This window comes from Pannonibacter sp. CBAS1226 (assembly GCF_055685825.1).
This window is the reverse complement of sequence record NZ_JBVOUO010000001.1, coordinates 348,341-363,178: the sequence shown is the minus strand read 5'-3', so window position 1 is coordinate 363,178 and position 14,838 is coordinate 348,341. Positions and strand designations below refer to the sequence as shown.

The following is a 14,838-nucleotide window of genomic DNA, read 5'->3' as shown; positions in this document are numbered from 1 at the left end:
ACGCGCGGCATGCGCGCAGGAGTTTTTTGAATGAACCGCTTTTTCCGCTGTCTCGCTGCGCCCGTGCTGGCGCTTGCCCTTGGCACCCTGGCTCCCGTGACGGCTTCGGCCCAGTCCCCCGCCCTCGACAAGGCGCAGGTGGAGCAGATTGTGCGGGACTATCTGCTGCAGAACCCCGAAGTCATCCGCGACGCTCTTGTCGAACTGGACCGCCGCGACAAGGAAGCCGAAGCCACCCGCGTCAGCGCAATGCTGGCGGACAAGGACGGCGCCCTGCTCAATTCCCGCCATCAGGTGGTGCTGGGCAATCCGGATGGCGATGTCACCATGGTCGAGTTCTTCGACTACAACTGCGGCTACTGCAAGCGCGCCATGGCCGACATGGAACGCCTGCTGGATGAGGATCCGAACCTGCGCGTCGTGCTGAAGGAATATCCGGTTCTGGGCCAGCCCTCCTTCGAAGCCGCACAGATTGCCATCGCCGTGAATGCGCTGGCGCCGGACAGATACCGCGAATTCCACGTCGCCATGCTGACCATGCGCGGCAAGGCCGATCAGGCCAGTACGCTGAAGGTCGCAGAGGCGATGGGCCTTGCCCGTGACGATCTTGCCCGCGCGGTCACCAAGGACGATGTGCGCGCCAATGTGGAAGAAGTCTATGATCTGGCCGACCAGCTCGGCATTTCCGGCACGCCGTCCTATGTGATCGGCGATGCGGTGATCAAGGGCGCCTATGGCTACGACACGCTGAAAGCCGCCATTCAATCCGTGCGCAAATGCGGCAAGGCGAACTGCTGACCGGATCCGGCATGCCACGGGCATTTCCGTAAATTTCACAAAGACCCTGGGGGCGGCCACGGCGCTGCCCCAATCAGGGCTTTTCCTCCCGCGCGCAAATCCCTATAAGGATGCGGAAATCGCGGCGACGGAGAAGGAATGCCCGCCACCTTTTTCATTTTGAACGGCCCCAATCTCAACCGGCTCGGCAAGCGCGAGCCGGAGACCTATGGCCGTACGACCCTCGCCGATATCGAGGCCCAGGCACGCGCAACTGCCGCGCGGCTCGGCTACGACATCGTCTTCCGCCAGACCAACAGCGAAGGGACGCTGGTGGACTGGATTCACGAAGCCGCCGACACCGGCGCTGTGGGGATCATCATCAATCCTGCCGCCTACACGCACACATCCGTCGCCATTCATGACGCGATCCGTGCCGTGGCGCTCCCTACGGTGGAAGTCCATCTGTCCAACGTCCATGCACGTGAGGCCTTCCGCCACCACTCCTATGTCTCACCGGTTGCGGCCGGCGTGATCTGCGGCTTCGGCGCCAAGGGCTATGACCTGGCGATCGAGGCCCTGGCCCACAAGCTCGGCGCCTGAACGACTACAGAAAGCACTTTGAGATGACCAAAGAAAACAACGGTTTCGACAAAAACCTGATCCGTGAGCTGGCGCTCCTGCTCGACGAGACCAACCTGTCCGAGATCGAGCTGGAGCAGAAGGATTTCCGCATCCGCGTTGCCCGCGAGCTGACGATCCAGGCTTCCGTTGCCTCTCATTATGCTCCGGCTCCGGCCGCCGCCCCCGTGGCAGCAGCTGCCCCTGCCGCAGCACCGGCAGAGCCCGCAAAGCATCCGGGCATGGTGCCCTCGCCGATGGTCGGCACCGCCTACCTCTCGCCCGAGCCGGGCGCCCGCGCCTTCGTGGAAGTCGGCGCCGCCGTGAAGGAAGGCCAGACGGTTCTGATCGTCGAAGCCATGAAGACCATGAACCAGATCCCCGCTCCGCGCAGCGGCGTGCTGAAGCAGGTGCTGGTCACCGACGCGCAGCCGGTGGAATACGGCGAACCGCTCTTCATCATCGAATAAGGGGCGCCCCCATGTTCACCAAGATCCTGATCGCAAACCGCGGCGAAATTGCCCTCCGGGTGCTGCGGGCCTGCAAGGAACTGGGCATTTCCACCGTGGCGGTGCATTCCACCGCCGACGCGGATGCCATGCACGTACGCCTTGCCGATGAAAGCGTCTGCATCGGCCCGGCTCCGGCCCGTGACAGCTACCTCAACATCCCGGCCCTCATGGCTGCCTGTGAAATCACCGGCGCCGATGCGGTGCATCCGGGCTACGGCTTCCTGTCCGAGAACGCCCGCTTTGCGGAAATTCTCGAGGCTCACAACATCACCTTCATCGGCCCCACGTCGGAACATATCCGCATCATGGGTGACAAGATCGAGGCCAAGCAGACCGCCAAACGCCTCGGCATTCCTGTGGTGCCGGGCTCTGACGGTGCCGTGACGCCGAAGGACGACGCCCACGCCATTGCCCGCGAGATCGGTTATCCGGTGCTCGTCAAGGCGGCAGCGGGCGGCGGCGGACGCGGCATGAAGGTGGCGCTGACTGAGGCTGACCTCGACAACGCCCTTTCCACGGCCCGTTCCGAAGCCAAGGCAGCCTTCGGTGATGATGCTCTCTACATGGAGAAGTATCTCGCCAAGCCGCGCCACATCGAAATCCAGGTTCTGGGTGACGGTCAGGGCAACGCCATCCATCTGGGCGAGCGCGACTGCTCGCTGCAGCGCCGTCACCAGAAGGTGCTGGAAGAGGCTCCCTCCCCGGCGCTCAACGCCAGCCAGCGCGCGGAAATCGGCGAGATCGTGGCCGATGCCATGCGCAAGCTGAAGTACCGCGGCGTCGGCACGGTCGAGTTCCTCTATGAGGACGGCCAGTTCTATTTCATCGAGATGAACACCCGCCTGCAGGTGGAGCATCCGGTGACGGAAATGGTCACCGGCATCGACCTCGTGAACGAGCAGATCCGCATTGCTGCGGGCGGCACGCTCGGCCTCAAGCAGGAAGACGTGCTGTTCGAGGGCCATGCCATCGAGTGCCGCATCAACGCGGAAAACCCGCGTAGCTTTGCGCCCTCGCCCGGCACGATCACCTATTACCACCCGCCCGGCGGCCTTGGTGTGCGCGTCGATTCCGGCGTGTATCAGGGCTACAAGATCCCGCCGCACTACGACAGCCTCATCGGCAAGCTCATCGTCCATGGCCGCAACCGCGTGGAATGCATGATGCGCCTGCGCCGTTGCCTGGACGAATTCGTGGTCGACGGCATCCAGTCCACCATTCCGCTGTTCCGCGATCTGGTGGACAATCAGGACATTGCCAACGGCCAGTATGACATTCACTGGCTGGAGAAGTATCTGGCTGCCAAGGAGCAGTAAGATACCGCAGAAAAGTTCTCCGCCCGCATGGCCGGGCGGAGACTGCATCTGATCAGATCCGGCGCAAGACCGGACCGTACAGGCCTCGGGATGGCACGCAAGAACAACGACGACGCCGTTCTGGAAATCACGCCGCAGCTTCTGCTGAAGGCCTATGCCTGCGGCATCTTCCCCATGTCGGAATCAGCGGATGACCCGCATCTGTTCTGGATCGAGCCGGAACACCGCGGCATCCTGCCCCTCGACGGCTTCCACCTGCCCCGCCGCCTTGCCCGCACCGTGCGCTCGGACCATTTCGAGATCCGCGTGGACAGCGATTTTGAAGGCGTCATCAACGGCTGCGCCGAGCCGGCACCGGGCCGGGACAACACCTGGATCAACACGGAAATCCGCCGCCTCTATGGCGAACTCTTCGAGCTTGGCCACTGCCACACGGTGGAGGCCTGGCGTGAGGGCAAGCTGGTGGGCGGGCTCTACGGGGTCAGCATCGGCGGCGCCTTCTTCGGCGAAAGCATGTTCGCCCGCGAGCGCGACGCCTCCAAAGTGTGCCTGACCCATCTGGTCGCCCGGCTGATTGCGGGCGGCTACCGCCTGCTCGACACCCAGTTCACCACCAGCCATCTGGAACGCTTCGGCACCATCGAAGTGCCCAAGGCGGACTACAGCCTGCTTCTCGAAGACGCCATGCGCTGCGACGCCAGCTACTTCACCCTCCCCCCCGATGCCACCGGCGAAATGGCGCTGGCTGTGCTGGAGGGGGCGGAAGGGTCAGGGAAGCAGAAGGCGTGAGGCGGCGCGGCTTTGCGAGCGCTCGGGCGCCGATTTTGCGAAAGACTATCCATCTTCGTAAAGACGTTCCATCGCCGCAAAGTCTCTCCACCTTCGTCATGCCATGACTTGATCATGGCATCCATGCCGATCCTGCACAAAGCTTGAGGCGGTTAATATCACTCAAGCAAATCAACGCCCTGAGCGAGCGGAGAAGCAATGGAGTGGATGCCCTGATCAAGTCATGGCATGACGGAGATTGGATTTTTTCGTAGAACTAATCAACTCAACAACGCTTTCGCAGTTTCACGGAATGAAAAAGCCGGAAACTGATCCCAGTTCCCGGCTTCTTTCTCTCAACGTTCCAGTCCGCTCACCCGCGCAGGGCGCGGTCGAGGTGGGTGTAGCCGCCGTCGGGGAAGACCCACTGGCCGGTCGAGTGGGACGAACGGGCAGACAGCAGGAAGACCACCGTATCCGCCAGTTCCCGCGGGGTCGTCATGCGGGCGCCGAAGGGAATGCGCGCCTCGATTTCCGCAAGCCGCTCCTCCGGGTCCGGGAAGGACTTGAGCCAGTTTTCGTAGAGCGGCGTCATCACCTCGGCCGGCAGCACGGCATTGACCCGCACCCCGTCCTTGGCAAGTTCCGCCGCCCATTCCCGCGTCAGGCCCAGCTGCGCGGCCTTGGCCGCCACATAGGCCGAGGTGTTGCCCTGCCCCGTCACCGCCGTCTTGGACGAGACGTTGACCACGGCCCCTTTCGAGGCCTTCAGGTCGGCGAGGGCATGATGCATCAGCGCGTAGTAATGCACCAGATTGCGGTCGAGCGAGGCGCGGAAGGCTTCCGGCCCGGCATCAAGGCCGACGCTGTCATTGGCGCCGGCATTGTTGACCAGCCCGTCGATGCGGCCATAGCGCGCCCGGCAGGTGGAGATCACCGCCGCGCAATCCTCATCGCGCGACAGTTCCGCCTGAATGAAGGAGGCTTCAGGCGACAGGGCGGTGATCCGCGCCATGAACGCCGCCTCCGGCTCCCGCCGGGTGGCGATGACCGGAATGGCCCCTTCCTCGGCGAGAATTTCGGTGACGGCAGCCCCGATGCCCGAAGCGCCGCCCGTGACGATGATGACCTTGCCCTTGAGCCCCAGATCCATCAGTTTGCTCCGAACCGGTAGGCCGCGATGGACGCCGGTTTCATCTCGATGGAGAAGCCCGGCAGCTGCGGCGGCATGTAGGCTGCATCACGGATGAGGCAGGGCTCGACGAAGTGCTCATGCAGGTGATCCACATATTCGATCACCCGGCCCTCATAGGTGCCTGCGATGCACAGATAGTCGATCATCGACAGATGCTGCACATATTCGCAGAGCCCGACGCCGCCCGCATGCGGGCAGACCTTGAGGCCGTGCTTGGCCGCCATCAGCATCACGGCGAGGATCTCGTTGACGCCGCCCAGGCGGCAGCTGTCGATCTGCACCACGTCGATGGCACCGCGCATGATCAGCTGCTTGAAGATGATGCGGTTCTGGCACATCTCGCCCGTGGCCACCTGAATGGGGGCGACGGCTTCGCGGATCTTGCGGTGGCCTTCGATATCGTCGGGGCTGGTCGGCTCCTCGATGAACCACGGACGGGCAAAGGCCAGCTGCTTCACCCAGCCGATCGCCTGATCGACCTCCCACACCTGATTGGCATCGATCATCAGATTGATGTCCGGGCCGACCGTTTCGCGGGCAATCGTCAGACGGCGGATGTCGTCGGCCAGATCGCGGCCCACCTTCATCTTGATGTGGCGGAATCCGGCATCGACCGCCTCGCGGCACAGGCGCCGCAGCTTGTCGTCGTCATAGCCGAGCCAGCCGGCCGAGGTGGTGTAGCAGGGATAGCCGGTGGCTTCGAGCTTGGCCCGCCGCTCCGCCTTGCCTTCCGTCTGTTTCGTCAGGAACTCCAGCGCCCATTCCGGTGTGATGCAATCCGTGAGGTAGCGGAAGTCGATGCAGCGCACCAGCTCTTCCGGGCTCATGTCAGCGACGAGTGCCCAGACCGGCTTGCCCTCGATCTTGGCCCACAGGTCCCAGACCGCGTTGACGACGGCACCGGTTGCCAGATGGATGGCGCCCTTGTCGGGGCCAATCCAGCGCAGCTGGCTGTCGGAGGTGATGTGCCGCCAGAAGCGGCCCATGTCTTCGGCAACCCAGGCCATGTCGAGGCCCACGACCAGCGGACGCAGGGCCTCGATGGCGGCAACGCAGATCTCGTTGCCGCGCCCGATGGTGAAGGTCAGACCGTGGCCCTCGTGAGGGCCATCGGTCTCCAGCACCACATAGGCTGCCGAGTAGTCCGGATCCGGGTTCATCGCATCCGAACCATCGAGATGCTGGCTCGTGGGGAAACGCAGGTCCGCCGTGCGCAGACCGGTGATCCTGGTCATGCCCGCACCACCTTCTGGGTCTGCTCGCCGAGGCCCGCGATACCGAGGCGGATGGTCTCGCCGCCCTTGAGGAACACCGGCGGCTTCTGGCCGAGGCCAACGCCCGGAGGCGTGCCGGTAGAGATGACGTCACCCGGCTGCAGCGACATAAAGCGGCTGAGGTAGGACACGATATGGGCGACGCCGAAGATCATCGTTGCGGTGGAGCCGTCCTGATAGCGCTTGCCGTCGACCTCCAGCCACATGTGCAGGTTGCCCGTATCGGCGATCTCGTCGCGGGTCACCAGCCAGGGGCCGATCGGGCCGAAGGTGTCGCAGCCCTTGCCCTTGTCCCAGGTGCCGCCGCGCTCGATCTGGAATTCGCGTTCGGACACATCGTTGATGACGCAATAGCCGGCCACATGGTCCAGAGCGTCCTTTTCCTCGATGTACTTGCCCCCCTTGCCGATGACGATGCCGAGTTCGACTTCCCAGTCGGTCTTCTGCGAGCCGCGCGGGATTTCGATGGCATCATCCGGGCCGCAGATGGCCGAGGTCCACTTGTTGAAGACGATCGGCTCTTTCGGGATGTCGGCCCCGGTTTCAGCCGCATGGTCGGCGTAGTTGAGACCGATGCAGATGAACTTGCCGACGCGGCCCACGCAGGCGCCAAGGCGCAGGTCCTGCTGCGGGGTGCCCGGCACCACCGGCAGGGACGCCGGATCGATGGCGGCAAGACGCGCCAGGCCTTCCGGCGTCAGGTGGCTGCCGGCAACGTCATCAATGACGCCGGACAGATCCCGCACCTTGCCGTCCTTGTCGAGAAGGCCCGGCTTTTCCTGGCCATTCGGGCCGTAACGCAGCAACTTCATGTCAGTCTCCGTGGGTAAGAACGGGACCGGGCAATCCGCCCGGCCCCAGATTGTCAAAGCTGAGCCTCAAACCAGATCCTGACGAGCTTGCCTCATCAGGTTCTTCTCAAGCCCGTGCGGCGCTTGAGAGCTTCCAAGGCGTGATGCGCAAGCATCTCAGCGCCTTGAAATCAGTCGTAGAGAACGGCAGTGATTTCCGGCGCATCGATGTTCGACTTGTCGTAGTAGTAGAAGCCGGTGTCGATGTTCGGCACCACCGGCTCGCCCTTGGCAGCGGCAACGGCGGCCTTGACGGTTTCATAGCCGATGCCGACCGGGTTCTGGGTGATGGCACCCGCCATCAGGCCGTCGCGGATCGCCTGCTTCTGGGCAGTGCCCGAGTCATAACCGATGATGACCACCTGACGGCCCATCTCGCGCGCGCCGTTGACGACGCCGATGGCCGAGCCTTCATTGGCCCCGAAGATGCCCTTGAGGTTCGGATTGCCCTGCAGGATGGCCTTGGTGATTTCGGTCGACTTGAGCTGATCACCACCGCCGTATTCGATGGCAACGACCTGGATCTTCGGCTTGTTCATGGCCAGCCACTCGACGAAGCCGTCGCGGCGGTCGATGCCGGTGCGGCTGGTCTGGTCATGCACGACCAGGGCCACGTCGCCTTCATCGCCGATCAGTTCGGCCATCTTCTCGGCCGCCAGTGCGGCTGCGGCCTTGTTGTCGGTGGCAGCGGTGGTCACCGGAATGGAGCTGTCCACGCCGCTGTCGAAGGCGATAACCGGGATACCGGCTCCTTCCGCCTGCTTCAGCAGCGGAATGGCGGCCTGGCTGTCCAGCGCGGCAAAGCCGATGGCGGACGGCTTCTTGGCAAGGGCTGCGGAAAGCATGTCGATCTGCCGGTCGACCATGGTCTCGTTGTCCGGGCCTTCGAAGGTCACTTCCACGTTGAACTCGGCGGCCGCCTTGTCGGCGCCTGCCTTCACGGCCTGCCAGAACTGGTGCTGGAAGCCCTTGGAAATCAGCGGGATATACATCTTCTCCTGTGCCATCGGCATGGAAGCCGAGGCGACGAGGACGGCGGCACTGAGCGTGCCCAGCAGCATACGGCGTGTAATCATTTCCATTCCTCCACTTTCAAGGTTTCAAAGATACCGGGGCATTTGCGCCCTCTTCTTTCCTGACCTCAGCTGCGCTCCCTCCGCAGTTGATCGGCATAGACGGCAAGGATGATGATCCCGCCGGTCACAACGGTCTGCCACTCGGGCGCGACCGAAAGAATGCGCAAGCCATTGGTGAGCACGGCCATGATCAGCGCGCCGATCAGCGTGCCAAGCACCGTGCCTCTACCTCCGGCCAGCGACGTGCCGCCAATGACAACGGCGGCAATGGCGTCCAGCTCATAGCCGAGGCCGAGGGCCGGCTGGGCCGAGTTGAGACGCGAGGAAATGAGAATGCCCGCGATGCCGCAGATGCCGCCGGCCAGCGCATAGACGGCCATCTTCCAGGCGCGGGTGTTGACACCGGACAGGCGCACCGCTTCCTCATTGGAGCCGAGCGCATAGGTGTAGCGGCCGAGCACGGTGCGCGACAGCACCCAGGCCATGCCGCCGGCCACGGCAAAGAGCACGAGCACGCCGTTGGGGATCGGCAATCCGGGGATCACCACGCCGATCAGCGAGCCCTGCGAAATGTCGGTATAGCCCGGCGTATCGTTGAAATAGATCGGGCGGGCACCGGTGATGATCAGCGACAGGCCCTTGAGCATCAGCATCATGCCCAGGGTGGCAATGAAGGGCGGGATCTTCATCTGCGCCACGAAGGTGCCCGAGGCGAGGCCGCAGAGCGCGCCCGTGCCGATGGCTGCCAGAATGCCCAGCGGCAGCGGCATGCCGCCCCATGTCAGCACCACGCCGGTGATCACGGCGCAGAAGGTCATCAGCATGCCGATGGACAGGTCGATGCCGCCCGTCAGAATGATGATCGTCGCCGCCACGGCCAGCACGCCATTGACGGACGTGGCCTGCAGGATGGCCATGATGTTGCTCACCTGAAAGAAATTCGGTGAGGCAAGGCTGAAGCCGATGACGAGAATGATCAGGCTGGCAAAGGCCAGAAGCTTCTGCTGGGCAGATGCGGATTGCTGCACGAAGCTTGCGCCCGCTGCGGCCTTGGACTTGTCTTGTGCTGTCACGCGGGTTCCTCCTGACGCGTGGCTTGCCGGGCTGTGGCAAGGTGCATGATGTCTTCCTGGGTGGTGCCGGCCCCGCCGGGCAGCGTGCCGGTCAGCCGGCCTTCGCACATGACGGCGATGCGGTGTGACACACGCAGGATTTCCGGCAGTTCCGAACTGATGACGATGATGGCCTTGCCCTCCGCAGCAAGGTCCGCCAGCAGCTTGTAGATTTCCGACTTGGCGCCAATGTCGATGCCGCGCGTCGGCTCATCGAAGATGAGAATATCGCAGTTGCGCAACAGCCATTTGGCAATGACGACCTTCTGCTGGTTGCCGCCGGACAGAAGCCGCACTTCCTGCCGCTCGGACGGGGTGCGGATGCCGAGGCTCCTGATGAAATCCCGCGCCGTCTTGCGCATGGCTTCATCCCTGACCTGCCCGAGACCGCCGGTGAAACGGTGCATGCTGGCCAGCGCCACGTTGTCGGCCACGTCCATGCCGAGGGCGAGGCCGAAGTGCTTGCGGTCCTCCGACAGATAGCCGATCCCGGCCCGCACCGCGTCCACCGGCGAGCGGATCTCCACCTTGCGGCCATGCACGGTGATCTCGCCGCTGTCCCGCGGATCGGCACCGAAGATGGTCCGGGCGACTTCCGTGCGCCCGGCCCCCATCAGACCGGCAAAGCCAAGCACTTCGCCCTTCTTCAGCGAGAAGCTGACATCACGGATTTCACGCCCCCGGTTCAGGCCCTTCACTTCGAGGGCAACTTCTGCGCCGGTCAGATCAGGGATCGAGACCACCTCATCCGTCAGCGTGCGCCCGACCATCATGGAGATGATCTGCGAGATGGGCGTTTCCTTCGCCCCCACCGTGCCGACATATTCGCCGTCACGCATCACGGTCACCCGGTCGGAAATGCGGCGGATCTCGTCCATCTTGTGGCTGATGTAGACGATGCCCACGCCATCGGCCTTCAGCCGGGCGATCATGGCAAAAAGCTCGTTGATCTCGCTGTCGGTGAGCGCCGCCGTCGGTTCGTCCATGATCAGCACGCGCGAGCGCGCCGACAGGGCCTTGGCGATTTCCACCATCTGCTGGCGGGCGATGGACAGGCCATCCACCTTGCGACGCGGATCGATGGTGATGTTGAGCGTGCGGAACAGCGCCTCGGCATCCCGGATCATCTTTGCATCATCGACGCGGCCGAAGGACAGGCGCGGCTCGCGGCCGATGAAGATGTTCTGCGCGACCGTCAGATCCTTCATCAGAGCGAGTTCCTGATGGATGATGCCGATGCCCTGATCCTGTGCCGCGCGCGGGCTGGGCAGGGTCACTTCCCGGCCCTCGACCAGGATACGGCCCGAGTCCGGCTGATAGACGCCGGAGAGGATCTTCATGAGGGTCGATTTGCCTGCGCCATTCTCCCCCATCAGCGCATGAACCTCGCCCTCCTGTAGGTCGAAGCTCACGGCCTTCAGCGCATGGACGCCGGGAAAGCGCTTGTCGATGCGGTGCATTTCCACGAGGATCTTCATGCGCCAGCCTCCTCCAGACCGTAGAAGCGGATGGCGGTGCCACCCAAAAGGGCCGCACGGTCATCAGCCGAAAGGCCGCCGGTCAACCGCTCCGTCACCTCTTCCCAGAAGCCGTGCGAGCCCGCCAGCGTCAGCACCGGCCAGTCCGATCCCCACATCAGCCGCTCAGGACCGAACCACTCAAGCAGATGATCCATCACCGGCTGCAACAGGGCGGCGGCAGCCTCCACATCCTGCGGGCAGGACGGGCGGATCTCGGTCAGCAGGCCGGACAGCTTGCAAACGATGCGCGTATCCGCCGCCAGCGCCTTCATGTGGTGCTTCCAGTGGGCGCTCAGGCCTTCCGCAACCGTAGGCTTGGCAGCGTGATCAATGACCAGCAGAAGATCAGGATGAGCAGCCGCGAAACGGGTGATGGCGGCAAGCTGCGGTTCCTTCACCAGCGCATCGAAGCGCAGGCCAAGGCGCACCATGGCTGCGATCACGCAAGCCTCGGGCGCGGTGAGGATCCAGTCCGGATCGGCAATATCCTGCAGCATCGGGCGGATGCCCTTTAGGCGCTTGTCCGCCGCCATGCGCGCAAGCCGGTCTTCCGCCAGCGGATCGGTCAGATCCACCCAGCCGATCACACCAGCGATCTGCGGCGCGTCTTTGGCAAGCTCCAGCAGGAACAGGGTTTCCGCCTCGGAGGGCGCGGCCTGCACCACGACAACGCGGCGGCCGCCGTTGAGGCTGGCGAGATCGGCAGGCAGGAAGTCACGGCGCAGCGGGTCAAGGGCGGGACCGCCCTCCTCCAGCCAGCCATAGTCTCCGCGCGCCGGGCGCCAGAAATGGCAATGAGCATCAATTCGTTCCATCCGGCGGCCTCCCGTCCGCGTGTGATGGCTGCGGGCCTCGACCGGCCCGCAAGGCTCAGATCGTGACGCCGCCGTCCACCAGAACGGCCTGGCCGGTCATGAAGCGGCTTTCGTCGCTCAGAAGATAGAGCACCAGCGGCGTGATATCGTCCACGGTTGCCAGACGGCCCATGGGCTGGCGGGCAATGAAGTCCTTCTCCGCCTGCACCGGATCGGCCGCCGAAGCAATACGGCCACGCAGCGAGGGCGTATCCACCGTGCCGGGGCACAGGGCGTTGCAGCGGATGCCCTGCTTCACATAATCGGCCGCCACGGCCTTGGTCAGGCCGATCACCGCCGCCTTGGTGGTGCCATAGGCAGTGCGGTTGACAAATCCCTTGATGGAAGAGGCCATCGAAGCCATGTTGAGAATGGATGCAGAGCCGGTCTTGCCGGCCCGTTCCAGCATCCCCGGCAGGAAAGCCCGGATCATGCGCATCATGGAGGTTACATTGACCGCCAGTGCCTGTTCCCAGTCCTCGTCAGTGATGTCGAGCACCGCGCCGTTGTGCACCATGCCCGCGCAGTTGAACAGCCCATCCAGCGGCCCCACCTCCCGCGCCAGCGCATCGATGGCAGCCCGGTCCGTCACATCCAGCTTCAGCGTTTCAAGGCCGGTGAGGCCGCTCAGCAGCGAGGCATCCCGGTCCGTTGCAATCACGCGCGCGCCTTCCGCAGCAAGTGCCAGTGCCGAAGCCCGGCCCATACCCTGACCGGCAGCCGTCACGAGAATAGTCTTGCCTGCAAGGCGCATCGCAGTCCTCCCAGATACCGGCTCCGCCTGACGGCCGCCGGCTTTTCCTCCACCAGCCGCTCTTTGTGGCTACCGTTCATATACGAACACCCTATTCACAAATGAACTGATATGCAAGACTGTAGATCAAGAGAACAGAATATCCTTGCGTCAGATACCGCGCAGGACCGGGAGGACTGAAAGATGAGCGACACGGAGACTGGCTCTGAGCGCTACCGCGCCCCTGCGCTGGACAAGGGGCTCGATATTCTCGAATTGCTGTCGGAGCAGTCCGCCGGCATGACGCGGGCGGAAATCGTCAAGGCCATGGGCCGCAGCCCCTCGGAAATCTACCGCATGCTGGAGCGGCTGGTGGCGCGCGACTATGTGGTGCGCTCCTTTGGCGGCGACCGCTACGCCCTGTCGATGAAGCTGTTCGTGCTGGCCAACCGGCACCCGCCGGTGCGCCGCCTTGTGGCACAGGCCACGCCAAAGCTGGATCTGTTCGCCCGCGACAGCCGCCAGTCCTGCCATCTCGCCGTGCCGGAACGGGCTGCCGCCGTTGTGGTGGCGCAGGCAAGCCCGATGGACAGCTGGGAATTCCGCGTGCGCATCGGCGCAAGGCTGGATCTTCTGGACACCGGCTCAGGCATCGCCCTGCTCGCCTTCCAGAACCCGGAGCGGCGTGCCGAAACGCTCGCCACCTGGGGCAGCAGCACCCAGACCGCCCGCCTGCATGAGGTGGAAGAGGAACTCGAACGGGTGCGGTCTGCCGGTTACCGCATTGCCGAAAGCGGCCAGCTTCTCGGCGTGCAGGATATTTCCGTGCCCGTGCTGGCCCCGGACGGCGACGCCATCGCCGTCCTCACCTGCCCTTACCTCGGCCGCCCCGCCAGCGACCCTTGCGCCAGCATCAGCGAGGTTCTGGACCGGTTGAAGGTGCTAGCGGGGGAACTCTCTCTAGCTTAGCACTTACTACATTTTTGGCATTAATACAGTATCCTAGACGAATTCCATAGAATTAACAAACGATCGAAGCGAAAGGAACTCTCATACATCGATATAAAATTTTACACAATTATTAAAATAAATTAAAATAACAAATTAACATAGATCACCACTCACTCTATCGTAAGAAAATACCTGAACAATCCCACCCCCCTCAGGAGTTACTTCAACAAAAATATCCCCACTACCGCTCTCGGCCAAAGAGGCAGCCCTTTTCTTAGCTTCATCCAAGCTACCACAGCGATATTCGATATTATCAGCGTAACCTACTAAAATTAGATCAGACATCTCACAAAAATCCTGCCGCTAAGTTTGAAATTAAACAACAATTAACCACAAGAAGAAAATAAATTCAAATTTACTTTATGCTCCCGCCAGCGACCCTTGCGCCAGCATCAGCGAGGTTCTGGACCGGCTGAAGGGTCTGACGGGGGAACTGTCCCTCGCCTGACCCGGACTTCCTTTCACCCGAAGATTACGCCCTTGCGGATGATGAAGTTGCCATAGGCGCGCAGTTCGGTGGTGAGGACCACGGCATAGCATTCCTTGGCACGGGCGTAGAAATCATAGCGCTCCAGCGAGGCCATGGACGCTTTTTCCGCGTCGAACAGGGGCTTGGCCTCGGCCACGACCGGCGGAATGGCCGCAGCATCGCCCACCACCTGCATGGTGAAGACCGGATCGCCGTCGAATGTATCGACCGGCAGCAGGGTGAGAATGGCTTCCACCGCTTTCACCGCCGGGCAATCCATGCGCAGCGGCACGCCATGCACCGTATGGCGGGCGGTCGATTCGGCCGGAAAATTGGCATCGACGATGGCAATCTCGTCCCCATGCCCCATGGCGGCCAGAACCATCAGCAGTTCCGGGCTGATGAGCGGATGAATGCCCTTGAGCATGACGAAAACCCTCCCTGCCCGCAGAATTGGAATCTCTGAACAGCTGCGCGGGCGGGCGGCAGATTAGCGGGATGCGGGATGAGGTCAACGGGGACGCGGTGTGAGAAGGGAACTCTGTCTGACCAGCAGTTCTGCCCGCGGCCTCTCATCTTGTCATCCCCGCGCATGCGGGGATCCAGTAGCTCCGGTGTCCACATCTTTGACGCGGGGGTACTAGATCCCGGTCTTGCCGCTGCGCGGCAAACCGGGATGACACGGAGCCAACGCTGCAAACCACCGCAGAGAAAACCGCAAGCCCCTGCGCCCCTGACGGGTCCCCGCA

The 14,838-nt window shown here is 63.2% G+C and carries 16 protein-coding genes; 6 read left to right on the top strand and 10 right to left on the bottom strand.

The window, feature by feature from the left end:
• The first annotated feature begins 30 nt into the window (after window positions 1-30).
• The 5 genes from AC0CMF_RS01700 to aat all read left to right on the top strand — a co-directional run bounded on the left by AC0CMF_RS01700 (window position 31) and on the right by aat (window position 4,015).
• Window positions 31-798 carry a DsbA family protein gene (locus AC0CMF_RS01700; RefSeq protein WP_050473180.1) on the top strand — a complete coding sequence of 256 codons (768 nt, stop codon included), beginning with the start codon at window positions 31-33 and terminating at the stop codon, window positions 796-798.
• A 138-nt stretch (window positions 799-936) separates the two neighbouring features.
• Window positions 937-1,380 (top strand): type II 3-dehydroquinate dehydratase, encoded by a 444-nt coding sequence (gene aroQ / locus AC0CMF_RS01695; protein ID WP_019964708.1) that lies wholly within the window; start codon window positions 937-939, stop codon window positions 1,378-1,380.
• A gap of 23 nt (window positions 1,381-1,403) precedes the next feature.
• Window positions 1,404-1,868 (top strand): acetyl-CoA carboxylase biotin carboxyl carrier protein, encoded by a 465-nt coding sequence (gene accB / locus AC0CMF_RS01690; protein WP_019964709.1) that lies wholly within the window; start codon window positions 1,404-1,406, stop codon window positions 1,866-1,868.
• Between the two features lie 11 nt (window positions 1,869-1,879).
• Complete coding sequence (accC, locus tag AC0CMF_RS01685; RefSeq protein WP_050473179.1) at window positions 1,880-3,226, top strand: acetyl-CoA carboxylase biotin carboxylase subunit; 1,347 nt, start codon at window positions 1,880-1,882, stop codon at window positions 3,224-3,226.
• 90 nt (window positions 3,227-3,316) lie between these two features.
• Window positions 3,317-4,015: a leucyl/phenylalanyl-tRNA--protein transferase gene (gene aat, locus AC0CMF_RS01680; protein ID WP_374630600.1), complete on the top strand. Its 699-nt coding sequence runs from the start codon at window positions 3,317-3,319 to the stop codon at window positions 4,013-4,015.
• A 352-nt stretch (window positions 4,016-4,367) separates the two neighbouring features.
• Here the strand turns inward: aat and AC0CMF_RS01675 are convergent, their stop codons facing one another.
• From AC0CMF_RS01675 to AC0CMF_RS01640, 8 genes are all read right to left on the bottom strand, one after another.
• Window positions 4,368-5,147, bottom strand: coding sequence for an L-fucose dehydrogenase (locus AC0CMF_RS01675; protein WP_374630598.1), 780 nt, complete (start codon window positions 5,145-5,147; stop codon window positions 4,368-4,370).
• Entirely contained in the window at window positions 5,147-6,424 is a 1,278-nt protein-coding gene (locus AC0CMF_RS01670; RefSeq protein WP_122520244.1) for an L-fuconate dehydratase, read from the bottom strand. The genes AC0CMF_RS01675 and AC0CMF_RS01670 overlap by 1 nt, the downstream gene beginning before the upstream one ends.
• Window positions 6,421-7,275, bottom strand: coding sequence for a fumarylacetoacetate hydrolase family protein (locus AC0CMF_RS01665; protein WP_050473175.1), 855 nt, complete (start codon window positions 7,273-7,275; stop codon window positions 6,421-6,423). The genes AC0CMF_RS01670 and AC0CMF_RS01665 overlap by 4 nt, the downstream gene beginning before the upstream one ends.
• Window positions 7,276-7,445: 170 nt before the next feature.
• A complete protein-coding gene (locus tag AC0CMF_RS01660) occupies window positions 7,446-8,390 on the bottom strand; it encodes an ABC transporter substrate-binding protein (protein WP_050473303.1) in 945 nt (314 codons plus the stop codon).
• Between the two features lie 65 nt (window positions 8,391-8,455).
• Entirely contained in the window at window positions 8,456-9,463 is a 1,008-nt protein-coding gene (locus AC0CMF_RS01655; protein WP_374630595.1) for an ABC transporter permease, read from the bottom strand.
• The gene (locus AC0CMF_RS01650) at window positions 9,460-10,980 is read right to left on the bottom strand and encodes a sugar ABC transporter ATP-binding protein (protein WP_374630593.1); all 1,521 of its coding nucleotides are present in this window, start codon (window positions 10,978-10,980) and stop codon (window positions 9,460-9,462) included. The genes AC0CMF_RS01655 and AC0CMF_RS01650 overlap by 4 nt, the downstream gene beginning before the upstream one ends.
• Window positions 10,977-11,837 carry an amidohydrolase family protein gene (locus AC0CMF_RS01645; protein ID WP_374630591.1) on the bottom strand — a complete coding sequence of 287 codons (861 nt, stop codon included), beginning with the start codon at window positions 11,835-11,837 and terminating at the stop codon, window positions 10,977-10,979. Before AC0CMF_RS01645 ends, AC0CMF_RS01650 begins: the two co-directional genes overlap by 4 nt.
• 55 nt (window positions 11,838-11,892) lie before the next feature.
• Entirely contained in the window at window positions 11,893-12,630 is a 738-nt protein-coding gene (locus AC0CMF_RS01640; protein WP_374630589.1) for an SDR family oxidoreductase, read from the bottom strand.
• 183 nt (window positions 12,631-12,813) lie between these two features.
• On the opposite strand from AC0CMF_RS01640, the gene AC0CMF_RS01635 reads away from it, so the two are divergent.
• On the top strand, window positions 12,814-13,578 hold the full coding sequence (locus AC0CMF_RS01635) for an IclR family transcriptional regulator (RefSeq protein ID WP_058899679.1): 765 nt from the start codon (window positions 12,814-12,816) through the stop codon (window positions 13,576-13,578).
• A 135-nt stretch (window positions 13,579-13,713) separates the two neighbouring features.
• Here the strand turns inward: AC0CMF_RS01635 and AC0CMF_RS01630 are convergent, their stop codons facing one another.
• Window positions 13,714-13,905: a hypothetical protein gene (locus tag AC0CMF_RS01630; RefSeq protein ID WP_374630587.1), complete on the bottom strand. Its 192-nt coding sequence runs from the start codon at window positions 13,903-13,905 to the stop codon at window positions 13,714-13,716.
• 176 nt (window positions 13,906-14,081) lie between these two features.
• Window positions 14,082-14,516, bottom strand: coding sequence for an RbsD/FucU family protein (locus tag AC0CMF_RS01625; protein WP_019964721.1), 435 nt, complete (start codon window positions 14,514-14,516; stop codon window positions 14,082-14,084).
• Window positions 14,517-14,838 lie beyond the last annotated feature (322 nt).